This window comes from Labrys okinawensis (genome assembly GCF_047345005.1).
Lineage (GTDB): Bacteria > Pseudomonadota > Alphaproteobacteria > Rhizobiales > Labraceae > Labrys > Labrys okinawensis.
Genome location: NZ_CP178864.1, coordinates 6,071,936 through 6,097,500 on the forward strand (window position 1 = coordinate 6,071,936; position 25,565 = coordinate 6,097,500).

General features: G+C 59.8%; 18 protein-coding genes, 1 tRNA gene, 2 rRNA genes and 2 pseudogenes (1 of these 23 cut by a window edge). 10 read left to right on the forward strand and 13 right to left on the reverse strand.

The window, feature by feature from the left end:
• Window positions 1-96: 96 nt before the first annotated feature.
• Window positions 97-3,117, reverse strand: a complete 3,021-nt coding sequence (gene traA / locus ACMDCR_RS28235; RefSeq protein ID WP_413989797.1) for a Ti-type conjugative transfer relaxase TraA — start codon at window positions 3,115-3,117, stop codon at window positions 97-99.
• A gap of 181 nt (window positions 3,118-3,298) precedes the next feature.
• Between traA and ACMDCR_RS28240 the strand changes: the two genes are divergently transcribed.
• The 3 genes and pseudogenes from ACMDCR_RS28240 to ACMDCR_RS28250 all read left to right on the forward strand — a co-directional run bounded on the left by ACMDCR_RS28240 (window position 3,299) and on the right by ACMDCR_RS28250 (window position 6,569).
• Complete coding sequence (locus tag ACMDCR_RS28240) at window positions 3,299-3,625, forward strand: conjugal transfer protein TraD (protein WP_413989798.1); 327 nt, start codon at window positions 3,299-3,301, stop codon at window positions 3,623-3,625.
• A gap of 1 nt (window position 3,626) precedes the next feature.
• Window positions 3,627-3,845, forward strand: coding sequence for a conjugal transfer protein TraD (locus ACMDCR_RS28245; RefSeq protein ID WP_413989799.1), 219 nt, complete (start codon window positions 3,627-3,629; stop codon window positions 3,843-3,845).
• A 752-nt stretch (window positions 3,846-4,597) separates the two neighbouring features.
• Window positions 4,598-6,569: pseudogene (locus ACMDCR_RS28250) on the forward strand (hypothetical protein).
• A 385-nt stretch (window positions 6,570-6,954) separates the two neighbouring features.
• Here ACMDCR_RS28250 and ACMDCR_RS28255 read toward each other — a convergent pair.
• From ACMDCR_RS28255 to ACMDCR_RS28265, 3 genes are read right to left on the reverse strand one after another with little or no spacing between them, the layout of a single operon-like run.
• Complete coding sequence (locus tag ACMDCR_RS28255; RefSeq protein WP_413989800.1) at window positions 6,955-7,788, reverse strand: hypothetical protein; 834 nt, start codon at window positions 7,786-7,788, stop codon at window positions 6,955-6,957.
• 14 nt (window positions 7,789-7,802) lie between these two features.
• Window positions 7,803-8,720, reverse strand: coding sequence for a nucleotidyl transferase AbiEii/AbiGii toxin family protein (locus ACMDCR_RS28260; RefSeq protein WP_413989801.1), 918 nt, complete (start codon window positions 8,718-8,720; stop codon window positions 7,803-7,805).
• Window positions 8,710-9,525 (reverse strand): type IV toxin-antitoxin system AbiEi family antitoxin domain-containing protein, encoded by an 816-nt coding sequence (locus ACMDCR_RS28265; RefSeq protein ID WP_413989802.1) that lies wholly within the window; start codon window positions 9,523-9,525, stop codon window positions 8,710-8,712. Before ACMDCR_RS28265 ends, ACMDCR_RS28260 begins: the two co-directional genes overlap by 11 nt.
• A 164-nt stretch (window positions 9,526-9,689) precedes the next feature.
• Between ACMDCR_RS28265 and ACMDCR_RS28270 the strand changes: the two genes are divergently transcribed.
• Both ACMDCR_RS28270 and ACMDCR_RS28275 read left to right on the forward strand, forming a co-directional pair.
• Complete coding sequence (locus ACMDCR_RS28270; RefSeq protein ID WP_413989803.1) at window positions 9,690-11,459, forward strand: hypothetical protein; 1,770 nt, start codon at window positions 9,690-9,692, stop codon at window positions 11,457-11,459.
• A 173-nt stretch (window positions 11,460-11,632) separates the two neighbouring features.
• Window positions 11,633-11,866, forward strand: a complete 234-nt coding sequence (locus ACMDCR_RS28275) for a YgjP-like metallopeptidase domain-containing protein (protein ID WP_413989804.1) — start codon at window positions 11,633-11,635, stop codon at window positions 11,864-11,866.
• A 37-nt stretch (window positions 11,867-11,903) separates the two neighbouring features.
• On the opposite strand, the gene ACMDCR_RS28280 is transcribed toward ACMDCR_RS28275, so the two are convergent.
• Both ACMDCR_RS28280 and ACMDCR_RS28285 read right to left on the reverse strand, forming a co-directional pair.
• Window positions 11,904-12,476 carry an ImmA/IrrE family metallo-endopeptidase gene (locus ACMDCR_RS28280; RefSeq protein WP_413993750.1) on the reverse strand — a complete coding sequence of 191 codons (573 nt, stop codon included), beginning with the start codon at window positions 12,474-12,476 and terminating at the stop codon, window positions 11,904-11,906.
• 2 nt (window positions 12,477-12,478) lie between these two features.
• On the reverse strand, window positions 12,479-12,814 hold the full coding sequence (locus tag ACMDCR_RS28285; RefSeq protein ID WP_413989805.1) for a helix-turn-helix domain-containing protein: 336 nt from the start codon (window positions 12,812-12,814) through the stop codon (window positions 12,479-12,481).
• Between the two features lie 137 nt (window positions 12,815-12,951).
• On the opposite strand from ACMDCR_RS28285, the gene ACMDCR_RS28290 reads away from it, so the two are divergent.
• The 3 genes from ACMDCR_RS28290 to ACMDCR_RS28300 are packed head-to-tail and all read left to right on the forward strand — an operon-like array spanning window position 12,952 to window position 15,544.
• Window positions 12,952-13,671 (forward strand): multiubiquitin domain-containing protein, encoded by a 720-nt coding sequence (locus tag ACMDCR_RS28290; protein ID WP_413989806.1) that lies wholly within the window; start codon window positions 12,952-12,954, stop codon window positions 13,669-13,671.
• Between the two features lie 8 nt (window positions 13,672-13,679).
• The gene (locus ACMDCR_RS28295; RefSeq protein WP_413989807.1) at window positions 13,680-14,102 is read left to right on the forward strand and encodes a hypothetical protein; all 423 of its coding nucleotides are present in this window, start codon (window positions 13,680-13,682) and stop codon (window positions 14,100-14,102) included.
• Window positions 14,084-15,544, forward strand: a complete 1,461-nt coding sequence (locus tag ACMDCR_RS28300) for a HesA/MoeB/ThiF family protein (RefSeq protein ID WP_413989808.1) — start codon at window positions 14,084-14,086, stop codon at window positions 15,542-15,544. Before ACMDCR_RS28295 ends, ACMDCR_RS28300 begins: the two co-directional genes overlap by 19 nt.
• Before the next feature lie 92 nt (window positions 15,545-15,636).
• Here the strand turns inward: ACMDCR_RS28300 and ACMDCR_RS28305 are convergent, their stop codons facing one another.
• The 3 genes from ACMDCR_RS28305 to ACMDCR_RS28315 all read right to left on the reverse strand — a co-directional run bounded on the left by ACMDCR_RS28305 (window position 15,637) and on the right by ACMDCR_RS28315 (window position 19,455).
• A complete protein-coding gene (locus ACMDCR_RS28305) occupies window positions 15,637-17,151 on the reverse strand; it encodes a HEPN domain-containing protein (RefSeq protein ID WP_413989809.1) in 1,515 nt (504 codons plus the stop codon).
• Window positions 17,152-17,446: 295 nt separating this feature from the next.
• Window positions 17,447-18,532: a hypothetical protein gene (locus ACMDCR_RS28310; RefSeq protein WP_413989810.1), complete on the reverse strand. Its 1,086-nt coding sequence runs from the start codon at window positions 18,530-18,532 to the stop codon at window positions 17,447-17,449.
• A gap of 680 nt (window positions 18,533-19,212) precedes the next feature.
• A complete protein-coding gene (locus ACMDCR_RS28315; protein ID WP_413989811.1) occupies window positions 19,213-19,455 on the reverse strand; it encodes a helix-turn-helix domain-containing protein in 243 nt (80 codons plus the stop codon).
• A 158-nt stretch (window positions 19,456-19,613) separates the two neighbouring features.
• On the opposite strand from ACMDCR_RS28315, the gene ACMDCR_RS28320 reads away from it, so the two are divergent.
• On the forward strand, window positions 19,614-20,276 hold the full coding sequence (locus tag ACMDCR_RS28320) for a hypothetical protein (protein WP_413989812.1): 663 nt from the start codon (window positions 19,614-19,616) through the stop codon (window positions 20,274-20,276).
• Window positions 20,277-20,704: 428 nt separating this feature from the next.
• Window positions 20,705-21,733, forward strand: a pseudogene (locus tag ACMDCR_RS28325) (recombinase family protein); the annotation flags it as partial.
• 126 nt (window positions 21,734-21,859) lie between these two features.
• On the opposite strand, the gene ACMDCR_RS28330 reads toward ACMDCR_RS28325, so the two are convergent.
• The 4 genes from ACMDCR_RS28330 to ACMDCR_RS28345 form a co-directional block, all read right to left on the reverse strand.
• The gene (locus ACMDCR_RS28330; RefSeq protein WP_413989813.1) at window positions 21,860-22,312 is read right to left on the reverse strand and encodes a hypothetical protein; all 453 of its coding nucleotides are present in this window, start codon (window positions 22,310-22,312) and stop codon (window positions 21,860-21,862) included.
• Between the two features lie 7 nt (window positions 22,313-22,319).
• Window positions 22,320-22,396, reverse strand: a tRNA-Met gene (locus tag ACMDCR_RS28335).
• A gap of 189 nt (window positions 22,397-22,585) precedes the next feature.
• Window positions 22,586-22,700, reverse strand: a 5S ribosomal RNA gene (rrf, locus tag ACMDCR_RS28340).
• Window positions 22,701-22,916: 216 nt separating this feature from the next.
• Window positions 22,917-25,565 (reverse strand): 23S ribosomal RNA (locus ACMDCR_RS28345) (it continues 166 nt past the right edge of the window).

The window sequence follows — 25,565 nt, forward strand, 5'->3', positions numbered from 1 at the left end:
GCTCCGGATGTGAGACAGGACGGGCCGTCGTGGGCGCGCAAGAGGATTTTGTGGGTCATCCTCCTGCAGCGAAGAGACGGCGGTAATTGGGACGGATCACAAGCCGATCCCCAGTCCACTTCCAAGGTCGATGCCTTGGCTGAACGCGAGTTCTGCGCCAAGCCGGCGGCCTGATTCGAACCCGATGCCGAGCTCGGCCTTGCGGTTGGCGAGGATGGACTCAAGCTGCGGATCGCGTTCGAGGCTCTTGGCCATGTCGCCCATGGCAGATCGCGTGGCCTTGTAGCCCGACATGTCACCTTCTCTGTACTGACGCTCGCTGGCCTGGTCGAGCTTCTGCCAGCGTTCCACGAAGCGGTCGGCGCGGTGGCCCGGATCGGTGCGGAATTCGGTTTCAAGCTGCAGGGCTTGGACGGTGCGGTTAATCCGGCCGCCTGCGGCCTCGTGGACAAGCTCGGGGTTCTTGAGATAGGCGGCTTCGGCATCGCGCCAGCCATGGGGCCGCACCTCCTCGAAGGCGTTGCGCGCGTCGGTCAGTTCGCGCCTCTGCTCCGGATTTTCCTTGCCGCCCGCCTCCCTGGCGGCGACGATCGCGTCCACCGCACGGGCATGACGCTTGAGGGCTTCGCCGCGGGCTTTGCGCAACGCCGTCTGTTCGTCCTCGAAGGTCTCTCTGGCGGTCGCTGCGGGTTCACGGCGCGCCTCCCTTCCGACGCTGTCTCGTTCCGGCCTCTGCGCCTCATCTGGGCCGCGCGCATCGGCGGACGGGCGCAGGCCGTCAAACAGGGTACGCACCTTTTCGGGTACGATCTTCCTGACGATCTCGACAACACGTTCGCGGAAGCTGATGCCACGCTGCTCGGCATAGCGCTGCGCCGGATCGGCGCGCTCATGGTCCGAGGCCATGTCCTTGGCCCGGTCGCGCGACAGGGTGCGGATCAGCCGGTCCTGATCGGAGAAGTCATCGCGGCCGTAATGGAGGTCCATGCCATCGCGGTGGCGCGACAAGGCGACATAGCTGGCATGGGCATCCAGGCCTGGTGTTGCAAGCACATGGCTGCGGTCCACCGTCATGCCCTGCGCCTTGTGGATGGTGGCGGCATAGCCATGGTCGATGCGGTTGTAATCCTTGAGGTCGAAGTCGATACTTCGGCCATCATCGGTGTGCACGGTCATGGATTGCGTGCTCACCTCCAGAATGGTTCCGAGCGTGCCGTTCTTGACGCCGAGGCCGCGTTCGTTCTGCAGGAACATGACGCGGTCGCCACTGGCAAAACTGCGCGCGCCGCGTTCGACCGTCAGATGCACGTCCTCGCCGAGATCGCCGGCGTCCCGCATGCGCTCGCGCGCTGCCTCGTTGAGGGTGCGCACCTCGTCATTGGTGTGGGTGAGGATGATGCGGCTGTTATCGGGCGAGGCCTGCCGATCGCGATCCCAGTGCTCGATCAGATCCGCGCGGGCCTGCTCGCGTGTTGCTGCCGCATGCACCATGCCATGGCTGTCATAGGCGCCAATGGCATCCCCGGTCCTGCCGGTGGCAAGATCACGCGTGGCGTCACGCTGCCAGTCTTCCTGCTGACGGCGGACTTCGCCGATTTCCGCACCGCCATGCCGGTCGTGGAGCGAGCGGAAGGCCGCGCCCGCCTCGATGGCTTGCAACTGCTGCGGATCGCCGACCAGGACTACCTTGGCCCCAGCCTCTGCCGCATGGGACAGTACCCGCTCCAACTGGCGCGTGCCGACCATGCCCGCCTCATCGATCACCAGGACATCGCGGGCGGTGAGCAGATCGCGATCCTGTTGCCAGCCATGTTCCATACTGGCAATGGTGCGGGACGCTATGCCCGATCCGCTTTCCAGGTTCTCCGCCGCGATGCCGGACAGCGCTACGCCCCGGACTTCATAGCCTGCCGCTGCCCAGGCTTGTCGCGCCACGCCCAGCATGGCGCTCTTGCCGGTGCCGGCATGGCCGACCACGATGGCAAGATCGCGGCTATCCGTGACATGCGCCAAGGCGTCGGCCTGCTCGACCGAGAGGATGAGGCCGCGTTGCTCAGCGGCGGCAAGAGCTTCTTCCCTTTCCGGGTCCTTCACCGCATGGCGCTCCCTCCCGGCCATGCGCTCGGCAGCGCGGTGCAGACGCTGTTCGGCCTCGATCATGGTGCGTGTGGTGAAGCGATCCTCGCCTCGTCCATCCCTGCCGAGTTCAATGAGATCAGGGGCGCTGCTGATCGCCTCCATCACCGCGTTGAACTGCTCCAGGCCATCACTGTGGCGATGGACGAACATCGCCATGTCGCGGTGCGTGAAGGTCGATTGCTGATGCGTGATGGCGTCCAATGCCAAGGTAGGATTGCCGAGGATGCGTTCGCCATTGCCGCGCGCGATCTCCCGGTGAAGTTCCGCGCGGTCCACCTCGATCCCCTCCCCGTCGATGCCTCGATCTTCAGCGTTCTCCCCCTCGATACGTTTGGCCGGCGCGCCGATCTGGCTTTGCGGCTCCAGCCCGATGCCCTGGGCTTCCAGGCTGCGATGGTCGATGCGCGCGTCGATATCGAGTTCGGCCAGGCGCTGATTGGCAAGTTCCGCCCAGCGCTCGCGCCAGTGCTCGACCATTTCGGTGCGGTTCCAGTCCCGTACCTTCGGACCGAACGTGTGTTCGTCCCCATTCACTTCCACCGAACGCATGGTCAGCATGACATGGGCATGGGGTTTGGGCATGCCATCTTCGGAAAAATCCCAATGCACGTTGAGATCGGCGATCGTGCCCTGGTCGACGAATTCGGCCTGCACGAAGTCGCGGGCAAGCTCGATGCCCTGCGCCTGGCTCAGTTCGCGCGGAAGGGAGAATTCGACCTCGCGGGCAAGCTGGGCGTCCTTGCGGATCTCAAAGGCTTCTACGTCGTTCCAGAGCCGCTCGCGGTCGCTCCAGGCCGCGGGGGCGTTCTCGGGTAGCATCACCTCGGAATGCACGACGCCGCGCTTGGCCGAGAAGTCATAGCTGCGATCAAGGCGCTCGTCGCGCAAACGTGAGGCCGAGCGGTAGGCGGCGGAGGCCACCGCGCTGGAGCCGGATTTGCGGCCAATGACCTTGACGTGAAGATGATAGATCGCCATTGCGATCGGATCAGTGCCACGGCCAAGCGAACGTCGGAACGACGTATAAGCGCGCCCTCCCTCGAAAAAATCTCGGGTGGGATCTTCCCGTCCCAGCCTGTCCTGGCAACCCTGCAGCCTTTCGCCAAGGGCTCCCCTATCATCGCTGCATCGACAATCGACGAAGATGATGGAGACAACGATGCGCAAACCGCGGGATTTCGATGCCGAATTGAAGGCCCTGGAAGACAAGGCACGGGAGCTCAAGAGCCGCAAGGTGCAGCAGCTTGGCGAATTGGTGATCGCCACCGGGGCCGACGCGCTGAGTGCCGAGGAACTGGCCGGCGCGCTGGTCGCAATCGCCGAGACTAAGGACGCCGGCAAGAGGGAGGCATGGGCCAGGCGCGGGGCGACGTTTTTCCAGGGGCGAGCACGGCGACCTACACCGCCGACTGACCGCGACACAGGTGGCGCTCAAACACAACAGATCAGCCCGCAACCGGCATCAGGCGGCACAGGCTCGGCATGACATGCGCACCTGGCAAGTCGAGCGCCGCCAGCGCACGCGGCATCTGATCGAACTTGGTGGTCTTGTCGTCAAAGCCGGCATCGTGGACCTGACGAGCGACGACCGCGCCATAATCTATGGCGCACTGCTCTGGATGGCCGACAAGCTCAAAAGCGAACATGGAGAACAGGCGCGGGCGCTCTGGACGGTAAAGGGAAGGCAGGCATTCGAGAATGACTGAAGCATCTGATTTCCGAATGATGCGGCCTCTTTGACGAGCGCCGTTGTAATTCTCCACTTACCTTTGCGGCAGTGCTGTGGATTTACCCCTTTCGAATCGTGTAGGTGCGCTGCCCCACTCATCTTCCCGAACGCTCAAGTGGCGGCCGGTTATCGCTTTGAAGCCAAATTCAGATGTCCACAGACTGGAACCCCGATGCGCTCTCCCACAAGGTCGCGCATTTTTGTAGATTGAAGCTCGCGGCCCATTTTCATCCGCGGGATCTCGGAAAGCTTGAAGCTTTCCTTTTGAGCCTTGTCGTTCACCGATCATCACCACCGTTGCGAGGCAAGACCTACGACTGGGGCAGGATTGCAGAGCGTTGCACCGTCCAACGGCAGGAATTGGTCAAGAGCAGAGAGGCGGTCCGTCCCGTCCTCGACGCAATTGCAAGAGCGCTACGCGTGATAGACGACAAGGATATCGCCGCGTCTGGATCGGAACCGTCGAAATCCAAGAGCCTTTGCGGCAGGCCCCAAAAGGCCTTCGTGGAACCCATACTCCGGACAGCTGGTTCAGCGGAACCGGTTCTCTGGGCATCGTCATCGCGGAGGCTGGCGAACTCGATCGAGAACGCCGCTGAGTCCAACCCCGAACCGTCGCGGCCGAGAAGACCACGTGGAAGGCCGCCCAAAGTCCTCCCAGCTTTTCAAGGACCGGCGTCGATGGCGCCTGTAGTGTCGGAAACACTCGGCGCGCCGAATTCGTCTCGAATGCCGGCGGTTCCGGGCACCGCTCCTCGCCTAAGAAAGAAGTCGGGCCCGAAGCCAAAGCCGATCGAGGAATTCCCACGCGCGCTCACGGACGATTGGGAGGATCCCGTCGCCTTCGATGCGGCGTTGACCCTTCATATTCAACGTCATGGCGAGACCTATTGGCAGCTCTATCGGGCCATCGTCAGGGCTGACGAAGCCTTCGACAACAAGACGTTGCTAAGTTGGATGCAAGGAACGAAGGCGCCGCGTAGCGTGGAGAGCCTCGAAATTCTCCGCCGCATCGAATGCCGTTATCGGCTGCCCGAGGGATATTTTCAGGCGAAGATCCCGAACCGGGCCCGTGCGGCTTCCGGCTTCGATCTCGATGATATCAGCCCGGCTGAACGACGCCGGCTCGCTTGGCATCTGCCGGATAACTTCAACCTGCTGCCACTCTCGGAGCAGGAGAAGATTCTGGAATGGGTCCGACGGGTGATCATCAGCGGCGCAACGGATTATCGCCGGTTCCAGGCGGCTGCCATGAAACAACGATATGCCATCCGCTTTCCTGGCATTGTCTATGGCCGCTCGCAACCTGCGGAGTCTCTCAATCAAGACGACGCCATCCATCTCGAAGACGGAGCACCAGACACTGATCCGGATCTCCTTTCGGGCGTAATCGACGCACCGCCGCAGCTTGCCATGGAGATGGCACAATTGGTGCGCTTCAAGACGTCTACGCTGACCGCCCTCGGTCTGCAGCGCAACGGCGTGTGGGGCGAGGAGACCACCTCCCAGAAGATCGAGCATCTCGGCCTGATGCTGGGGTGCCCTCGCCGCTTCGCCCAAGGGCAATGTCAAAGGTTACGGCGTGCCGCTTCATCATCTCACGCTCGGCCTTCTCGCCTTCCCAGCGATCTGGGATTGGTATGTTCAGTGGCGCGAACGTCGGCGCGGTTTCTACACGACTTGGGAAGTCGACATGCTGCGTATCGCGCTCGCTTTGACCCGTCAGGAGACCGGTTGGCTTCGGCAGCATGGCCAACTCGTACAGCGGGTTCGGCCGATTCCCGGCCTCGTTTCGCAACAGGAAATCGAACGAGCCAAGGCGGATTGGAATGGTGCCTGCGATGCGTTCTACAAACATGCGACCGGTCGGGCCAAGGAAATCCAGCGGGTGGCGCGTGTGCATCGCGATCCATTCGAACCGATTATGCCAGTCCTGGAAGCACCGAGCCCGGTCGGGGAATACCGCAAGATCACCGAAGAAATCCTGCGGAGGATGCCCGACGAACGGCGCTATCCAAGAGCCGCCGCAGAAGCCGTTCGTGCCTTTCTGATGCTCAGGCTCGGCCTCCATTTGGGATTGCGACAGAAGAATCTGCGACAGCTGATGATCTGTCCGCGCGGTCAATTTCCGCGCACGGAGCGGCAGCTCGAAGACCTTAAGCGCGGCGAAATCCGCTGGAGTGATCGCGACAATGGCTGGGAGGTCCTCATCCCGTCGGTCGCCTTCAAGAACGCGAGCTCATCATACTTTGCGAACAAGCCATTTCGGCTCGTTCTGCCGAACGTCAGGGATCTATACGATCACATAATCGCCTATGTGAACCGTCACCGCGACGTCCTGCTCGCCGGTGCGGAAGACCCGGGGACGTTTTTCGTCAAGACGGTCAAAATGACGAGCAAGGATCCGGCCTATGACCAGAACACCTTCTATGAGGCGTGGCGGCTGACGATCCAACGCTACGGCGTGTACAACCCTTACACGGGTCGGGGCGCCATCAAGGGCCTACTCCCGCACGGACCACATAACATCCGAGACGTCCTTGCGACGCATATCCTTAAGCAGACCGGGTCCTATGAGCAGGCGAGCTATGCCATTCAGGATACGCCGGAGATGGTCACGCAGCACTATGGACGATTTCTCCCGCAAGATAAGGCAGCACTGGCTGCGAAGATACTTAATCAGGTCTGGGAGGCGGCATAAAGGGGGAGGATTTGTTTGGATAATACGGCTGGACTTGGCGGACGCGCCAAGTCCAGCCATTGATCACCCAAATAATAGCGAAAGCTGAGCTTCGAGCTGATCCCGACGACCGGTGCCTCGGCCCGGTCGCAAGTTCGAGTCCTCTCACCCGCTCCAACCAATAAAATCAAGAACTTATGCGGATTTTGAGAGGCCGAAAGGCACCAGAATTGCAATATTTGCCACAAATCAACATGCCATGGAAATCCGCGGAAATCCGCCAAAATCTCCTCCGGTCCTTTTTGGTCTGTGGCGCGTTTGTGGCGAGTTTCCACTAGCCCGTCGCAATCAAGCCGACCCCGGGATTTGGCCGGACCGGATTCCCGGCCCATGCGCCGGGCCGCATTTACGATCTGACTCGCTGACTCATGCGCTCATGCTCGGCCATCAGGAAGGTGACGTAGCTGCGGATCAGATTGCAGTAGAGACGTCCCTCGTCAGCGTTGATCGTGATTCCGCTCTTGAGGTCGACGCCATGCCGTACCCCGCCGCCTGTCGGCGATGAAAGATAGCCGTGGAGGGTAGTGAGCCAGGCAAGAACCTGCTCGATGGTTTGTCCCTTCCTTTTGGTCCGGAGTTCCAGCGCGATCTTGTTGAAGTATTTTTCCTCGATCGTGGTGTTGCCGGTGCTCAGTCCTTTGAAGGCGGTTACAACCGATTCCATCAACCAAAGGATTTCCTGCACGGCCTGCCGGGGCTGGCCTTCGACGAGCAGCTTCTCTGATTGCTGAAGCGATTGCTGAACTATCTCCTGCGCCTGTTCATCGAGCGACTGATAGCGCTCGGGAACGGCGATCGGCTGATGAAGGCCGATGGCGACCAACTCTGGCGGCCTGATCTCGTATCCGACGGCATGATCCCTAAGAATGCGGTTCATGCGACCGACATCAGGGACCGCAATGCTGTCGTCGCCGCGCAGAGCCTCGCACCCTTCGTAAAAAGCTTCTATGAACAGCGGTGCATTCTCTGCTGTCTGCCGTATGGAACTGTCCAGGTCGGATTCCGCCCAGCTCTCAGAAGAACTCCTGCCTGATGCGCCGAAATAGCCTTTGAAATGTTCGAGCATACGCCAGCGGTTGCCTTGAGCCACGACCTTACCGATGAGGGTGTCGAACTCACGTACCGCTTCCGTCGGCATGGGGCCGGGCGTATCGAAGCGCCAGGAAGCCTCCATTTTCATCGTTTGATTCTCCTTCAGGAAAAGAGCTTTTCGAGCTCCTCCTTATGCGCCTTGTGCTTGTCAGGATTCTCGTCGCTGAGTTTCTGCAGATTCAGCACCTTCCAGCGGACTGCCGGCAGAGATGCCGCCTGCGGCAGGCCGATAATGTCGAAATCCGGCGCTCCGTTGTGAAGGGTCGTCAAGAACCGCAGGATGTTGGCGTCCAGACGCGCACGGATATCGGCGAGCAGCTGGGCTCTGGTTTCGGCAAGGTCTTCGAGAGTGATCGGAATTGTCGTCATGCCAACGAACTCGCGTGCATAGGGTTCGTCCAACACACCAAGGCTTGGTGCAAGCAGCTCGTGCGCCGGTCTCGGAGAACTGGCCACATAAACCAGAAACGTGCGGAACAGAGCGTCGGTGAAGCCCTCGTTCTCATAAAGCAGTTTGACGTCGAACAGATCGCGCGGGTGCTGACGATCTACTGCGGCATGAAGCTTACCCGCGAACAGGTCCTCGAAGGACACGACCTGCGTGGCCGCGTATCCGAATTCGTCTTCGACGGCAGCAGACACAGACCGCTTCTCCGGATCGTGAACTACGCCGCGCGTAACAGGTGAGGTCTCAATCTTGACTTCAGCACCCTTGAGCCGGGCACGGATGCGGGTTGCACCGCCGCCTCCGCCTTCGATGCGGCGGGCATCAAGACCGACGATGCCGCGGTTGGCTGCCGTCATGATCCGGTCGAGCGTTTCGTTAATGTCGGCGAGGCTTTCGGCGCGGTCACGGACCGGCAGGTATGTGAGGTCTATATCGACCGAAAGGCGCGGCATGTCGCGATAGAAGAGATTGATGGCCGTGCCGCCTTTGAGAGCGAACACCTCTTCCTGCGCGATGAAAGGCAACAGGCGCACCAGCAGCGCAACCTGCGCAGCGTAGATTTCACGGACCATTGGTGTCTCCCGTCGCAGGCACAAATTCTGCAGGTACCATGATCCGGTAGCGGGGATGAATTTTGCCGCCCTTCACCAGGGCGCGATCGCCGGTTCCGAGGTCAAACTCGTCGGGGTTGAGACGCTCGCGCCAGGAATGTTTGTGACGGTCCGTGAACACGAAGAACAGGCGGCGGACCTTGATCTTGCGGCAGCTCTGCAAGAGAGCCGACAGGCGCCGGGGGCTCAGCGTCGCGAGTCCCTCGAACATCATGTCGAGATTGTGGAAGCTTTCATGGTCCGGCAGTTCGTCGAGAGCTTCGAGGATCGCACGCTCCGGTGAGGAAAGGCGGAGCGCCCAGCCCCAGGGCAGCGTGTTGGCGCTAACAGACTTGCTTTCGGCAAGGCCGAGGGTCGGGTCGTTAAACAGGGAGATGCTACGTGTAGTCAGCGGCGCATCGAGTTTCAGGCGTGCAAGCCATGACGGGATGGCTCTGCCGTAGAGCCATACGGGCGGCGACGTGCCGAGCGGCAGATAGTGGCTGTATCCCTGCAGACTGAGGGCGGTGATACCGCCCGCATGGACCTGGTAATTCATGATGTGCTGGAGCGAGAGCAGGCAGGTTTGCCAGTCAAGCGGGACCGGTTGCGGAGTTGGTCGGCGGAACACGCCGCGTTGCAGGCGTTCCAGCCAGCCGCTCGCTATATATTTGCGGGTGAGGAACCGGCTGACGCCATGAGCTTCCAGCCAAGGCGCATCGACGACGAAGCCAGCAGGGACGGCTTCCAGAACGTTCTTTAGCTTATCTTCTTTAAGTGCACCCATAGTACACATAATAGCACTTAATTAAAGAATCCGACAAGCGCATCTTTGACAATAGGCTGATTTGGGTATTATGAGTACACAAATTCGTGTATTTTCAAAGAAACGGAAAGCCCGCCGCTATGGACGGCGACGGAATGAAGAGGGCGGCAGGGGCGCAGGGTTATATGTTCAATCTACTCGTATCGGGCAACGGCGAATGGTGGGAAAACCCACCCTACACTTCAACCATCGACCGGTTCAAAGAATATAGCGGAGCCGAGGCCGAAGCTATCGACCTTGCCCGTCCTGAAACATTGCGGCGGCTTGAGGAAGTACCTGCCCTGCTAATGTACGAAGTCGGCGCTGGGGGCCCGCATGCCCGCGTAGTCAGGCACGGGCGCATTCGAAATATTGTCCGGCGGGGACATGAATTGGCCTTTACTTTCGAGCCCGACCCAGAACATGCCTATCTCGATCGAGCGGAGGTATTGAGGACTGCGGATCAGTTGGGCATTGCGCAGTTTGAGCAGCACCGGACACACTGGGCGATCAAGGATGGCGAGATTCCAGCGGAGCTGATTGCCACCGGTGCGGCCGAACGTGCGCAGCGCACCGTGGCCGTGGTTGCCGGCGAATATGTAGAGGCGCGCCGGGACGGGCGAAGGAGAGAAGCTGGCGAACTGGCGGAGGAATTGCAGAATTTCCCGCCGACCCTCGACAAAGCCCTGTCACTGGTACCGGCGCGCATCCTTCAGCAGCCGACACCTGAACTGTATCCCATCCTCGGGATCGAACCTCGTACGCCTGAAGGGCGTAATGCTGTCGTTGCGGTAGTTGCACGTCACGACAACCAGCAAGACTTGCCCGCAGACTGGCCTTACTCCTTTGTGTGGTTTCTTGACCTGTATGGCAGCGCGACAGAAACGGCACGCCTTCACGCCGCGCTGGAAGAATGCGCCGCGCACATGATCGCGCTCGGCGCCGGTGACGGTGAAGCAGCCTCGTCTGTTGAAGATATAGGTTACGCCCTCTGGCGCTGTTCGCGAAGCCCAAGACTTGTCGGGGGCCTCCGCCGGGAAATCGCTGTGCTGACCGACCGTCTCGTGCGCCGCCAGGAAATGCAGGGCTTTTGGAGTGAAATTAGAGAAGGCGTGAGCCGCCCAGGCGTTCGCGCTACAGCCCTTGCGACGGTGTCGCTGCAGCGGCTCGGCGATGATCGGTACCACGATGCGATCAGGAAAGCTGTGTCATGGCTCATCACGCAGGTCATTCCTGACGTAGGCGCGCTGTCGCGCGATGCTGGCGGCGCCGATCCTGATGTCATCGCGACAATACTGGCGATGGAAGCCATTCGCCGGTCTGATCTTGTCGATGATGTGCCTCACGTTCTCGCCGCTGGAGATGCTTGGCTCGTAGCTGGCCAGACTGTGCTCGGTGGCTGGCAGGCTGCGCCGTGGGCTGAGAATTTCGTTGCGGCAACCGTGCTTGAATATCTCGCGCGCCAGAATGAAATGCTGCCGCAGGTGGATGGCTTTCTCCTGATGGCGCGCGACTTCTTCCGCAAGGCAGAAGAGCTGCAGCTGGAAGGGGGCGCCAACAACCGGCGCCTTGCAGCCATCGCAACGGTGCATGCGGTCGAAATGTTTCTGTACGGACTGTTCGAGCGGCGCGAGGACCTCGCACTCTCGGCATTCCGGGAGAATGGCACTGAAACTCTTGGCCCTCGGGAGGCGCTACGCGCCTTGCAGGACGCGTTGCAGCGAATTGGGGTGCTGCAGGCTCCGCAGCGTCTGTCCTACCGGGACAATCTGAGTGCCTTGGTCGGGCGGCGGGATGGGATAATCCACCGCGCCCATGAGATCAGCGAAGCCGAGCTTGGGGACGGGATGAAGCATGCCCGCCGCTTCATCGAAAAATATGCCCGGTCGCTACTGGATTTGAATCTTTTGCAGTAATTGACGGTGTTGGCCGTGGAATAATATATAAAAGTGGAGGTTCCTGCGATTTTTAGACCAGCCCTCAGAGAGGCTGGGGAAGAATACTGGCACACAGATAAGTATTTGATGAAGGATACCACCAACACCGAAGTTGAGAGATCCTTCAGGTTTCCCTTTTCTTTGTCCAGTGTATGAAAGCGAGGTGGGACCGTAGCAATCCGGCGCTCCGATCCATCCGCCTTAATCTAGAGTTTGTGATGAGGCGCCGGGAGTGCCTCAACTATGTGGTGCTGCACTTCATCGTTCCCGACCGTAGCGCACGGCTCTCAGGGTTGCTGGACGAGAAGATGCCGGGATGGCGCCATGTGCGTCAAAGCTTCAATGACGCGCCGCTGTTTTGTGGTCGCGCGGCGGCACACCGTTAGTGGCGAAGGGCGAACCTCAGCGAGGCATCGCTGAGGTTCAACCGCGGCTGTAGGAAAGTTGCCGGTCCACGCCTGTAACATTGCGCCGCATCCTCAGGAGCTGCGGACTCACGCCGAAATGACTGGCCATACGGCTGTCGTTCAAGCCTAGGCGTATGGCCTGCAACAGAGCCTCGCGGGGCACAAGCAGCGTGCCCGCGAGGCAGTTCGCTTCCTCCTCATGCACGGCGTTGTATTCGTTCATCAGCATGTGCCCGTCCGGCGTGTGAAATACGTGGGCAGGCTCGTGCTCGAGGATGATGTGCGAAAGCTCATGAGCAAGCGAGTTGTTACGCCGCCCGATGTCCGGCGCGCTGTTGAGCACAATGGCTGTGACACCATGCGATTGGATGGTCACCGCATCCCAACTATCTGCATCGGTGACCGTCAGGTGTGTTACGACATCTCCCTTGATGCCGGGAACCTGCTCCGGCGTCCAAACCACGATGCGAAGGTGCCGGGCCAGGATTAAGGGGTCGAGGGCCGCGTCGCGGCCGAGCGCAAGATCGCGACGGTAACTCGCCGCCGCATTCTCGCACCAGGTCTTGAAGCCACGCCGCAGGTTGGACACCGTCAATCGCTCTCCTGCCGCAGGTTCGCCATCGCAGCCTGAGCGGTCAAAATCATCTGAGCAAGATTCTGCGCCGTCTTCGCACTCACGGTCGGCTTTTTCCTGAAATGAACTCGGGCCTCCGAAGCAGCAGCGCTTGCCCCGACCCCGGTGACGGCCTCGACCTCTATACCGAGCCATCTACAAATGCGGCGGTAGTTGGCGAGATCAGGCATGAAGCCCCGCTCTACCCGCGACAGGGTAGCATGACTAATTCCGATTTCTGCTGCTGCTGCCCGAATGCCCTGCTCGCCGCGCTTCTCCCTTACGCGTAGGCCGAGATTCTCCAGCGTTACCATATCATCGTCCCCTCCTTGGATTACTTATAAGACAGCGGTTGACAGGTGAACCGAACGATTCCATGCTGTCTTACATGTGATCCAGATTCGCATGCCGCGAATCGTCGGTCAACTGATTCGGTAAGGAGGTCTGACATATGTCAGTTCTGGAAAATGCTCTGAACGGTACGGCGGCGCGGGGCCAGAAATGGCCGATCGAGATCGCTGGCACCGACCTGAACTTCACCCGCCACATCCTCCGTGACCCGGTGCCCTCCGGTCGTCAGATCATTGAGGCGTCCGGTCACCGCGACACGATGGAGTACATTGTTCTCCAGTGGTTGCCGGACGGGGCGCTCGAAGAGCTCCGTCTCGAAGAACTCACCGATATCGAGGCGCGGGGCATCGAGAAGTTTATCGTCGTCAAGAGTGACAGGAGCTTCCGGCTCGAAGTCGAAAACCTGCGTCTGGAGTGGCCGTGTGCCTTGGTTTCCGGTGGTACTGTCAAAGCGCTCGCGGGGCAGACCGGCGAGGATCTGGTCGTTGTCCAGGTCCTCGACGGCCATCTCGAACGCGAAGTCGACGATGACGACATCATCGATCTGGGCGGCGAGGGGGTCGAGGTCTTCAAGCTTCGTCATAGGTTGCTGGAGATCGAGATCTTCGTCAATGAGAAGCCGGTCACTATCCGCCGTGGCGTTCGCTCTGGTCTTGAGATCAAGCAGGCTGCGATCGCAGATAGCGTGGCCATCCAGCTCGACTTCATCCTGAGCCTGGAGACGAGGCCCGGTCACACCCGCATCGTTGGCGACCGCGACCGCATCCGGGTAAAGCCCGGTCAGCGCTTCCTTGCAATCGCCGACGACGACAACAGCTAGGGGCGACGATGAGCCCGGCTGTCACGAAGGCTATCGCGGCGATTACCGCCCAGTTCGGCCGGGACGGCGTTCACGTCGCGCCCGACCGCGACGGCGGCGCCTACGTCATAGTGGAGGGCGTTCCGCTCGGAGCGCCGTTCACCCGTGAGGAAACCTGGATCGGTTTCCACATCCCCTCGACGTGTCCCTACGCGGATGTCTATCCGCATTTCGTTCGCCCTGACCTCGCCCGCATTGATGGCGCCGCGCTGGGCGAGGGGCTGTCAGCAAGCCATACCTTCCCCGATCAAGCGGCGCTCAAGACGCCGGGGACGCTGCCTGCACGGACCGCCGTCCAGGTTTCCCGACGCTCGAACGGTAAAGATTCCGCCGGCCTCGAAACTCCGCTGCATAAACTTCTGAAGGTGCTCCAGTGGCTGAAGTCGCGCTGAAAGGGCTTTGGTCGCTGACCATCCCGGAGACTTTGTTCGAGGACCTCAACGGGCACCTGTTCCCCGGTGACGGAGACGAACACGGCGCCGTCCTTATCGCCGGCCTGCATCCTCTGCCTGGCGGTGGCGCCCGACTTCTAGCGCGGGAGCTGTTTCTTGCGCAGGATGGTGTCGACTACGTCCCTGGAAAGCGCGGCTATCGCATGCTGCGAGCGCAGTTCATCCAGGAACGCATTCTTGGCTGCCGCGACCAAAAGCTCGTTTACCTCGCGATCCACAATCATGGCGGCTACGGGTCAGTTGGATTTTCCTCGGACGATTTTGCCAGCCATGAGCGCGGCTACCCCGCACTCCTTGACATCAGTCGCGGCAACGCGGTCGGGGCGCTCGTTTTTGCTGACGGCGCAGTCGCCGGCGACATCTGGCTGCCGGACGGTCGTCGCGTAACGCTCGACCGCGCCGAGATCGTCGGACGGCGGCGACGCGTGCTTCGACCCGCGGCTCTGGGAGATATCGACAAGAGCGATCCGCTTTATGACCGGCAGACACGGATGCTTGGCGAGGCAGGCCAGCAGATCCTGCGTAGCGCCAAAGTGGCCATTGTCGGTCTCGGTGGCGTCGGTTCTCTCGTGGCCGAATACCTAGCGCGGTTGGGCGTGGGCTCTTTCGTGCTCATTGATGCCGATCGGCTCGACCCTACCAATCTGCCTCGCGTCGTGGGATCGCGTTGGAGCGACGTTTGGTGGGGGCTGAGCGGACCGTCAGCGCCGGCCTGGTTGCGCCGCTTCGCGATGAGCTGGGCTTCCCGCAAAGTCGACATCGCCCGTCGGGTCATTAAGGAAGCCAACCGGAAGGCGCGAGTTGTGACGATCGCCCGCAATGCGCTTGATCCTGCTGCTGCGGCGGCGATCTCGGATTGCGATTACATCTTCCTCGCGGCCGATGAGATGAGGGCGCGCCTTCTCGTCAATGCCATCGTTCATCAATATCTGATCCCGGGTGTTCAGATCGGGAGCAAGGTCTCGGTGGATCGAGCAGGGCGGCTCACCGATGTCTTCAGCGTTGTGCGCCCGCTTCGGCCAGGTATGAATTGCTTGTGGTGCAATCAGCTCATCAATCCCGGAAAGCTCGCCGATGAGGCCAAGCGCGCCGACGAGCGCAGGGCGCAGCGTTATGTAGACGATGAGGAAGTCGTCGCCCCCAGCGTTGTCACGCTGAATGCGGTCGGTGCGGCTCACGCCTGCGATGACTTCCTGTACTTCATGACGGCCCTTGCGGCGCCATCTGTCACGCTCGACTTCGCGCGGTTCAACGGGCCCTCGCGCGCTATGTCGCTGTCAGCGCCGCGGATCGACCCTAACTGTACCGAATGCAGCAGCGGCAGCGGCTGCCGCCTTGGGCATGGATCAACAGGGCCGGACCTGCCCACCTTCGCGGGCTAGGCCGACGGCGCGGCTCTTCAAAGAGCCTATTCTATGGGCGCACCGATGAAATAGGAGTGCCCCGCTTCATTAGTGCCGGGCCTTCGAGAAGGCTACTCGACGACCAGAGCTTTGAGACGGCGCATGTTTTCCGGGTAGTTGATGATGTAGGCGCCGAACGCATGCGACATCGACGTGCCTTCGGCCATCCAGCTCTTCAAATCCCATCCAAGATCAAGCAAGTCGGAGGCGGCAAATACGAATTCCAGCGTATCGGTGATGAACGCGAATTCCGTGAAGTGCTCCTGGTAGTCGAATGACGCGGAACTGCCGTGCACATAGTGATTGCGGGCCCAAACAGCGTGCTTGCACGGTAGATGCAAGTCAGGGAACTTGTCGCCAACCATCGCGATGAGCTTATCAGCCCTGTGACAGACCTTGTCGCGAAGGCTGGCCGTGCCGATACGCCCCAAGGCCGAAAGTACGGACTGCCTGGCGGAACTGTCTGGCAGGACCGTGAATATCTCGCGGCATTTTTGCACTGCTGCCTTCAGAGGCGCATCGGGCACCTTCTTCTTCGGCGCATGGCTTTCCGGCAGTAGATCGAACATATTGGCGGCGCCGACAATGCGGTTGATGCCGTAGTGCCCGAAAAACGCCGTCGCAAAGCGCTCGCGGGGATCACCCATGATCGCGGCGCTGTCCATCCAGCCTGCTGCCACCTTGGCAAACTCTTCGGGACGCCGACACGGGGCCAAGAGTATGTCCGTCAGACTTGTTTTTGAGTCATCCTTGACACGCTCGTTGCACAGGCTCCAGTACAGCCGAGCTGTCTGGTGCCGGTCGTGTTCGCCGTGCTTCGCAAGGTGAGTGAGCTCAAGCTCGATCCACCGATAGCGCTGCCGGTGCCCCAGGCTGAGCTCGAAAAGACCGTGCAGGGTATACAGCGCGCGGACGGCGTCTCTGAGCGTCGTGGGTTGGACGAATTCGATGTTGGCAGTCACTTCGTTGTCAATGCCGATTCCAGCCGCAGTTCCCGAACCGTGAGAGGTACGGTTTGTCAGTGAAATCCTTCCAAGCTTGGCGTCAGCCGCGATGATCTCCCACACACCGCTGAAATATAGCAAGTGCGGATGCTCGCCGATCTCCGGTTCGAAGAGGTGTTTTGGCCAGCCATGTTCCTCGGCAATCTTCTCCGATCGCTTGTGGTCCGCTTCCAGCAGTCTGCGCACGTCGTCGGGATCTGGATTCAGAGACCGGAAGGTCTTTTGTCCGCGCAGTAAGCTCGTGACGTTTTCGAAGTGGTAGCGAACAGCCACGATGACAGGTTCATTGGAGCGGATGAACTCTTCACCGACGGCAACATAGTTCGGGAAGAATGCGCTCTCGAATTGTGCGTTCTCATCGAGGCGGTGCCGCGTTTGCCCGTGCAGCGTGCAATCCACAAGCGAGGCTTTCCTGCCGTCGCCCAGCATACCGTGAATGTCCGTGTACTCGGATGCGGGGTGCGCCCAGAAGCTCTTTCCAGTCAGCTTCACGAGGCTGTCGGCGCCTCCAATGCGCAGATACCCAGCAAATTGGTTGTCAGTTGGAAGGAAAACACCGCTGTACTGATCGTGCGTCTGCATGAGGGAAAGGTATCAGGCACGTGCATGCGCAAGCAAGGTGGCTTTGATAGGCTGTGTCTCAACGGAGAACGCGCATCTTTTGACCTCTCGGCCGGTTGTTAAACGGCAAGTTTGAATATGGGATCAAACTGTTGCTTTTGGCGCAAAGCGGACCGGTCACAACCGAGCGATCATCTCGGAAATCAATAGGCGTAACAATGACATAACGGTGCCCAGCTTCGGCCGCCGCCATTCCGAGTTTGCGCCGGCATCGCTTTTCGCCGCTGGTCGCAAACGGATCATTCTCGCTGCGCGATCAAGGAGGATCGAGTGTCTCGCGCCACGTCTTCATCGCTTCGATTTGACGACGGCCAGTCTCTGCCAGAGTTTCAGCATCGCCCGGTGACCAATTGCAGACCGAATGACCAAGATTGAACCACGGCAGCCGTTCAGCAAAGCGTCGGGCTTGATCGGGAAGCGCATGGTTCGCCCACGGATTCTCAAGTAGGACGAGGCCTTCCGGAAGAGCGAGGATCACGCCGGAGAGTTTGCTTTTTTTCTTCCCCTCCAACCGGAAACGCCCGTTGTGACCCATCTTCACGACGCGCTCGTGCAGCGGGAAATCTTCCTCGAATATTGGCGCGTCTTTCCAGCCATAGAAGGCATACCAGAGCGCGCCCGAGGTCAGACCGTGATGGCCCGACACAAGAGGCACGCATTGTTCCAGTTTTACTGCTTCCGGCCACGCGCCGAAGCTTCGCAAGTCGATCCACAAAAGCGAGGGTCCGTCGGAAGGAAACTGGTCCTCTTTTCCCTTCGCCCCGCACATGCGGCTGATGAGATTGGCCTGCACGCTGTCATTTGGTTTGGCTGGGTCAGGCGCCCCGCCAGGGCGCCGTTCGGAGATTACTGTCCTGATCTCGCCTCCATTGACCTTCGCGCTGCGCCGCTCGACCCCTTCCGGCGTCTTCCCTGCTTCGATCTCCTCCCACAGCGTAATTTCGCTCTCATCCTGATGCTTGGCGAATACTTCGACAATGACGGGGCCGTCGCCGGCGTCGACCTCAAAGTCTGGAGTGGAATCATCCTTTACGGGAATGGGTCTGACCTTGAAGCCGGCTTCCAAAAAAGCGCCGTAGGTACGCAGTTCGGCAAGCGCAGCCGATGCTTCTTCGGGATCGTCCATACGGCAGAGGCGCGGAGCGAGCAAGCCAAGCCAGCCAACGTCGCCCTCGCTGCAGATACGGGCGACAGCTTCGTTGCTGAGATAGTCAACCGGACGCCGATCTGATGAGAAAATTGGATACCAGGTGGGAAAACGTCCTGTCGAAATCAGTGGTGCGGCCTGAATCGCCTCAAGTTCTTTCTCAGAAAGCAGGTCGCGGACAGTCTGGAATTTCACGGTTTCCCCTTTTCGCTAGGCAACTATGGACCTGCCGTGGGGGGCAGTAGTGACCCCTGGGTTTGGCCAAATGGATTATATAGCAGCTACAGTAACATACTGGTGCCCAGCTTCATCCTGTCCGGCACGGCATTGATAATACAACCAAATCGTATGCAGCAGTGCGGTCCCGGGCAGGATTCGAACCGTTACCAGTTCAACATTACACTGATCGCTCCGTTCCCAGAGGCGACCGTTGACTAAAATGCTCTGAGGCATTCCTCAAGCGTATCCCGAAGGCCAAGGTTTGTTCATATCAAACGAGGAGTCGCTTCCGGCCTAACCGCGATCTCGACGCGTGCCCCCGAAAGCGGACACTGCGAGATTTCGAAAAGAGTCAAGACCGGCCCCTTCGAGGTTCAGCCAATATTCGCCATCATCGCCCGTGCGCTCGACGGGAGGCCGGCCGCTTGCCCCATCCCAGTAATCAATGCCACTTATTGGCTTGGGTTGGAGCTCAGTGCTGCAACCCTGCCCATCGACGAGACCGGGGTAGTAAGGGGCAGGAGAAGTCTTTGGCACCGTGGAATAAATGGAGGGGACCCGTTTGCGGGGAGGAGGCCGTTTATGCCGCGAAAGGCCAAAGCGTTTTCTTGACCCGCGCGGGGGCGAAGCCTCTAGTTATCTGATTAGCGGCCAATTCAGTCCCCGGATCGAAGCTCTTTGAAGCGAACACCGGTGCCACCGCCGCTGTCTGTAATGAACTCTATACCGCCCGCTTCTAAGGCATGGCGAATAGCCTCTAACGTACTGTCATAGAGCTTTTCACCTCGCTCCAAACGCGAGATCGTGTTGGGAGATACCTTTGCGAGTGCGGCAAGATCCCGCACGCCTAACTGCAAAGCGGCTCGCGCCATTCGGCATTGTGCCGGAGAAATCCCCATAAGTTAGTGACCCTGTAACTATTCTCTTGCCTTTTTCGCCCCCAAGATAGTAACGTTGTCACCATCTACGATGCTGGAGGCGCACTTCGGCGGCTGAACTGAGTGTTGGCGCACTCAGCCCAGCCTCACCACTAACCAAGCTATAGGGAGCTCGGATCATGGCTGATTCTGAGACTAGCACGAGTCTGCCCCTCGTTTCGCGCAGACGATTGATTTCAACGGCATTCGCCGCCTCGACGGCGCCGTTCCTGCCTCCTATTGCCAACGGACGCGAACAAATCGACCCCGCAGTTGAAGCCTGGCGCGTTTGGGATGTGGCCTCTCGCGCGAGCCTGGCGCTGTGCCGCAAGCAGCAGCGCCTGGAGACCAAGCTGCAGCGAATGGTGAGTCCGCCTCAGATCGTCCACATCCCGGCCGGCGGGGGCAAGCCTATACGCATCACCTGCGCGCGCGACGTAGAGCGATTGGACCGCAACGATCCGACCATGGCCGCCCTCCGAACCCAGGCGCTCTCTCAACTCGAGCAACACCGCCAGCGTTGGGAGGATGCCGACCGTCGGCTCGGCTATTCCGCCGCGCTCGCCGAAGAAGCCGCGGCCTTTGACTACGAACAACAGCTGGCTGAGGCATTGTGGAACATGGCACCGTCCTCGTTATCCGGCGTCGCCGCCAAGCTCGACGCCGTGCTGCGTTCGGGCGAACCGTCGGAGGACTCCGATGAGTTCCCATGGCCGCAACTTCGGCTGATGCTCGCCGATCTTCGCCGTCTCATGCAGGATGGTCATGAACAATTTTCAGAAGGAGCAATCGAACTGGCCTAGCTAGGCTTGTCCCCAGGGGGCGTTTGGCCGATGCTCACGAAGTTTTGACTGCCCCGCCCTTTCCCGCCGTTTATCGCCGCGTTTATCCAACTTGCGCCTTAACCCGCTTCGATACGAGACAAGCCTTTGTTTCAGCTAACCTTTTTTCTTGCGGTGGCCCCTTGCTCTGGCATCCTTTGCCGATGCGGAGCCCTCCGACGAGAGGAAGCGGGACGATCGTGGCCAGACGACACAGGATATCGGCTCCAAGGCCTGCCGCGAGGGCCAGTATGGTCGAGCGTGGCTCGCCTTCCTCGCCCCCTGCCCAGCCGGATCCCCGCCTCGTCGCCCTCGTCCGCCTTATTGCGCGACAAGCCGCCCAGGCTTTCGTGCTGGCCGAAGCTCCATCGCGAGGGCAGGATGACCTCCCCGACTGAGGAGATCCGCCGATGAAGGTCGCGCTCTACGCTCGTTATTCCTCCGACAACCAGCGCGACGCCTCGATCGAGGACCAGCTGCGCCTGTGCCGTCGCCATGCCGAACAGCAGGGCTGGAGCATCGTTGACAGCTACACGGACCGGGCCATTTCGGGAGCCTCCCTGCTGCGGCCCGGCATCCAGGAGCTGATCGCCGATGCGATGCGTGGCAAGTTCACCGTGGTGCTGGCCGAGGCCATGGACCGCCTCAGCCGCGACCAGGAGGATATCGCCGGCCTGTTCAAGCGCATGGCTTTTGCGGGCGTGCGTATCGTCACCCTGTCGGAAGGCGACGTCACCCATCTGCATGTCGGCTTGAAGGGCACGATGAACGTCCTCTTCCTCAAGGACCTCGCCGACAAGACGCGCCGCGGCCTGCGGGGCCGCATCGAGGACGGCAAATCGGGCGGCGGCCTGTGCTTCGGCTACGACGTCGTCGGCCAGACCACAGCCGGAGGGCAAGCAATTCGAGGCGAGCGAACCATCAACGTCGCGGAGGCGGCAATCGTGCGCCGCATCTTCGCCGATTACCTCGCCGGCAAATCCTCGCGCACCATCGCCCTCGAGCTGAACCGCGAGGGCGTGCCTGGACCGCAGGGCGCCGAATGGGGCCCCTCGACCATCCACGGCAACCCCAGGCGCGGCGTCGGCATTCTCAACAATGAACTCTACATCGGCCGCCTCGTCTGGAACCGGCTGCGCTACATCAAGGATCCGGACACCGGCAAGCGCGTGTCTCGCCCGAACCCTGACTCCGAATGGGTGATCCAGGAGGTTCCTGTGCTCCGTATCGTCGAACAAGATCTCTGGGAGGCCGTAAAGCTCCGCCAGCAGACGCTCGCCTATGAGCCCTCCGCGCCTGGCGAGAACAAGCTCAACGCGCACAGGCGCCCCCGGCATTTATTCGCGGGCCTGGTGAAGTGTGGCTGCTGCGGTGGTGGCTATGGCATGATCTCGAAGGACCTGCTCGGCTGCACTACGGCGCGCAACAAGGGAACCTGCGACAATCGCCTCAACATCCGACGCGACACTTTCGAAGCTTCGGTGATGAATGGCCTGCGCACCCAGCTGATGGAGCCGGCCCTGTTCGAGGAGTTCTGCGAGGCGTTCACGCACGAGGTCAATCGGCTACGCATCCAGCGAGGTGCTGACGTCGAGGCCAAGCGGCGAGAATTTGAACGCACGAACCGGGAACTGGATAAGGCCGTTCAGGCGATCCTCGACGGCGTGCCCGGGGCAACGCTCAAGGACAAGATCGCTGCACTGGAGGTCCGCAAGTCGGAACTGACCGGCATGCTCGCGAATGTCGAGAAGCCGCCGCCCCTGCTCCACCCGAACATGGCGCAGTTCTACCGTCAGCGTATCACTGACCTCCACACCAACCTCCAAGACCCATCGACGATAGGAGAAGCAGTGGCAATCCTGCGCAGCCTGGTCGAGAGCATCACCCTGGTCGCGGATGCCGGCACACTTGCCATCGTGCTGCGCGGGGATCTGGCCGCCATGCTGCGCTTTGCCGCCAACAAGAAAAACCCCGACGTCCTTTCGGAGATCGGGGTTTTGGGTCGCTTGCTGTCGCAAGCATCAGTGGTTGCGGGGGCAGGATTTGAACCTGCGGCCTTCAGGTTATGAGCCTGACGAGCTACCGGGCTGCTCCACCCCGCGGGAGGTGTTTGGTGTTTTGCGATGTGGCGATGTGGCCGGGGATCGCAAGACGCCTTGGACGTTTGGTTGTCAAAACGCGTATTGGCAGCGTTTCGGCGTCATCGAGTTTTGCGCAACGTGTTGGACCGCTGTGTGGGTCCGGATTGGTATGGGTGTTGGGTTGCATGGGGTTGAGCTTGTCTTTGGCAGGCCTGGCAACGACCTACTCTCCCAGGTCTTGAGACATAGTACCATCGGCGCTGAGGAGTTTAACGGCCGAGTTCGGGATGGGATCGGGTTCAGGCTCCTCGCTAGTGCCACCAGGCCGGCGAAAGACAAGTGAAGCCCGCGCGATCTGCTCAGGCAAATCGTCGCGAATATGCGCAGCGACAAGCCCGAAGGGTTTGTCGCGGGAAGCATACAAGATGGTCCTTTCAATCTCGCAGAGATTGTAAGGAGTGACCGCGGCGACATGCTTTCATGTCGCGATCAGGTCACCCATTCGATCTGTCTCACGCATTGTGAGCATCGATAAATGAGAGCGATCAAGCCGATCAAGCTATTAGTACCGGTAAGCTGCACGGATCGCTCCGCTTCCACACCCGGCCTATCAACGTGGTGGTCTACCACGGCTTTCGAGGGAGAACTTATCTTGAGGTGGGTTTCCCGCTTAGATGCCTTCAGCGGTTATCCCGACCGTACATAGCTACCCTGCACTGCGGCTGGCGCCACAACAGGTCCACCAGAGGTACGTCCATCCCGGTCCTCTCGTACTAAGGACAGATCCTCTCAATTCTCCTACGCCCACGCCAGATAGGGACCAAACTGTCTCACGACGTTTTGAACCCAACTCACGTACCACTTTAATCGGCGAACAGCCGAACCCTTGGGACCTTCTCCAGCCCCAGGATGTGATGAGTCGACATCGAGGTGCCAAACGATTCCGTCGATATGGACTCTTGGGAATCATCAGCCTGTTATCCCCGGCGTACCTTTTATTCGTTGAGCGATGGCCGTTCCACAACGGACCACCGGATCACTATGGCCGACTTTCGTCTCTGCTCGACTTGTCAGTCTCGCAGTCAGGCGGGCTTATGCCATTGCACTCGACGAGCGATTTCCGACCGCTCTGAGCCCACCGTCGCACGCCTCCGTTACTCTTTGGGAGGCGACCGCCCCAGTCAAACTACCCACCATACACTGTCCCGGGCCCGGATGACGGGTCGCGGTTAGACATCCATGATCGTAAGGGTGGTATTTCAAGGGTGGCTCCACGCGGGCTGGCGCCCTCGCTTCATAGCCTACCACCTATCCTACACATGCAAGCACGAATGCCAGTGTAAAGTTATAGTAAAGGTGCACGGGGTCTTTCCGTCTAAGCGCAGGTACCCCGCATCTTCACGGGGAATTCAATTTCACTGAGTCTATGCTGGAGACAGCGGGGAGATCGTTACGCCATTCGTGCAGGTCGGAACTTACCCGACAAGGAATTTCGCTACCTTAGGACCGTTATAGTTACGGCCGCCGTTTACCGGGGCTTCGATTCAAAGCTTGCACCTCTCCTCTTAACCTTCCGGCACCGGGCAGGCGTCAGACCCTATACGTCGCCTTGCGGCTTTGCAGAGCCCTGTGTTTTTGTTAAACAGTCGCCACCCCCTAGTTTGTGCCCCTCCCCCATGGTTGCCCACAAAGGAGGCCTCCTTATCCCGAAGTTACGGAGGCAAATTGCCGAGTTCCTTCAGCATAGTTCTCTCAAGCGCCTTGGTATACTCTACCAGTCCACCTGTGTCGGTTTCGGGTACGGTCTGATGTGGGAGCTATTTCCTGGAACCTCGTGATGGCACGGTCAATCCAATAAGACCACACCACGGAAGAGATCCGTCACTTCCCACCGGTTGAGGAATATTCACCTCATTCCCATCGACTACGCTTTTCAGCCTCGCCTTAGGGGCCGACTAACCCTGCGCAGATTAGCTTTACGCAGGAACCCTTGGACTTTCGGCGACAGTGTCTCTCACACTGTTTGTCGTTACTCATGCCAGCATTCGCACTTCCAATACCTCCAGGCCTCCTCACGGATAACCCTTCACAGGCCTATGGAACGCTCCGCTACCGCTCTTGCGAGCCCACAGCTTCGGCTCATGGCTTGAGCCCCGTTACATTTTCGGCGCAAAGACCCTTGTTTAGACCAGTGAGCTGTTACGCTTTCTTTAAAGGATGGCTGCTTCTAAGCCAACCTCCTGGTTGTTATGGGATCCTCACATCCTTTACCACTTAGCCATGAATTAGGGGCCTTAGCTGGTGGTCAGGGTTTTTTCCCTCTCGACGACGGACGTTAGCACCCGCCGTCTGTCTGCCGCATAGTACTTCCAGGTATTCGGAGTTTGGTTAGGTTTGGTAGGTCGGTAAGACCCCCTAGCCCATCCAGTGCTCTACCCCCTGGAGTATTCGTGCGACGCACTACCTAAATAGTTTTCGCGGAGAACCAGCTATTTCCGAGTTTGATTGGCCTTTCACCCCTAGCCACAAGTCATCCGAGGCTTTTTCAACAGACACCGGTTCGGTCCTCCAGTGGGTGTTACCCCACCTTCAACCTGCTCATGGCTAGATCACATCGGTTTCGGGTCTAATAAGACGAACTGAACGCCCTGTTCAGACTCGCTTTCGCTGCGCCTCCACCTATCGGCTTAAGCTTGCTCGTCTCACTAAGTCGCTGGCCCATTATACAAAAGGTACGGTGTTACCATTGCAGGCTCCACCTGTTTGTAGGCATCCGGTTTCAGGATCTGTTTCACTCCCCTCGTCGGGGATCTTTTCACCTTTCCCTCACGGTACTGGTTCGCTATCGGTCACTGAGGAGTACTTAGGCTTGGAGGGTGGTCCCCCCACGTTCAGACAGGGTTTCACGTGCCCCGCCCTACTCATGTCCCTTCATCTCATCGTCGCATACGGGGCTATCACCCACTAACGCCCGGCTTTCCATCCGGTTTTGCTAACTCAATGAAGGGCACTGGCCTGGTCCGCGTTCGCTCGCCACTACTAACGGAGTCTCGGTTGATGTCCTTTCCTCCGGGTACTTAGATGTTTCAGTTCCCCGGGTTCGCTTTTAATCCCCTATGGATTCAGGGACTAAATCCTTCCCTTTGACAATTGTTAGTCCAGAACCGCAGCAAGGTCGCCCAAAGGCAAC

Excerpts from the sequence above, each read along its gene's own strand:
- traA (WP_413989797.1), bottom strand. The coding sequence starts at position 3,117 with ATGGCGATCTATCATCTTCACGTCAAGGTCATTGGCCGCAAATCCGGC.
- ACMDCR_RS28240 (WP_413989798.1), top strand. The coding sequence starts at position 3,299 with ATGCGCAAACCGCGGGATTTCGATGCCGAATTGAAGGCCCTGGAAGAC.
- ACMDCR_RS28245 (WP_413989799.1), top strand. The coding sequence starts at position 3,627 with ATGCGCACCTGGCAAGTCGAGCGCCGCCAGCGCACGCGGCATCTGATC.
- ACMDCR_RS28255 (WP_413989800.1), bottom strand. The coding sequence starts at position 7,788 with ATGAAAATGGAGGCTTCCTGGCGCTTCGATACGCCCGGCCCCATGCCG.
- ACMDCR_RS28260 (WP_413989801.1), bottom strand. The coding sequence starts at position 8,720 with ATGGTCCGTGAAATCTACGCTGCGCAGGTTGCGCTGCTGGTGCGCCTG.
- ACMDCR_RS28265 (WP_413989802.1), bottom strand. The coding sequence starts at position 9,525 with ATGGGTGCACTTAAAGAAGATAAGCTAAAGAACGTTCTGGAAGCCGTC.
- ACMDCR_RS28270 (WP_413989803.1), top strand. The coding sequence starts at position 9,690 with ATGTTCAATCTACTCGTATCGGGCAACGGCGAATGGTGGGAAAACCCA.
- ACMDCR_RS28275 (WP_413989804.1), top strand. The coding sequence starts at position 11,633 with ATGAAAGCGAGGTGGGACCGTAGCAATCCGGCGCTCCGATCCATCCGC.
- ACMDCR_RS28285 (WP_413989805.1), bottom strand. The coding sequence starts at position 12,814 with ATGGTAACGCTGGAGAATCTCGGCCTACGCGTAAGGGAGAAGCGCGGC.
- ACMDCR_RS28290 (WP_413989806.1), top strand. The coding sequence starts at position 12,952 with ATGTCAGTTCTGGAAAATGCTCTGAACGGTACGGCGGCGCGGGGCCAG.
- ACMDCR_RS28295 (WP_413989807.1), top strand. The coding sequence starts at position 13,680 with ATGAGCCCGGCTGTCACGAAGGCTATCGCGGCGATTACCGCCCAGTTC.
- ACMDCR_RS28305 (WP_413989809.1), bottom strand. The coding sequence starts at position 17,151 with ATGCAGACGCACGATCAGTACAGCGGTGTTTTCCTTCCAACTGACAAC.
- ACMDCR_RS28315 (WP_413989811.1), bottom strand. The coding sequence starts at position 19,455 with ATGGGGATTTCTCCGGCACAATGCCGAATGGCGCGAGCCGCTTTGCAG.
- ACMDCR_RS28320 (WP_413989812.1), top strand. The coding sequence starts at position 19,614 with ATGGCTGATTCTGAGACTAGCACGAGTCTGCCCCTCGTTTCGCGCAGA.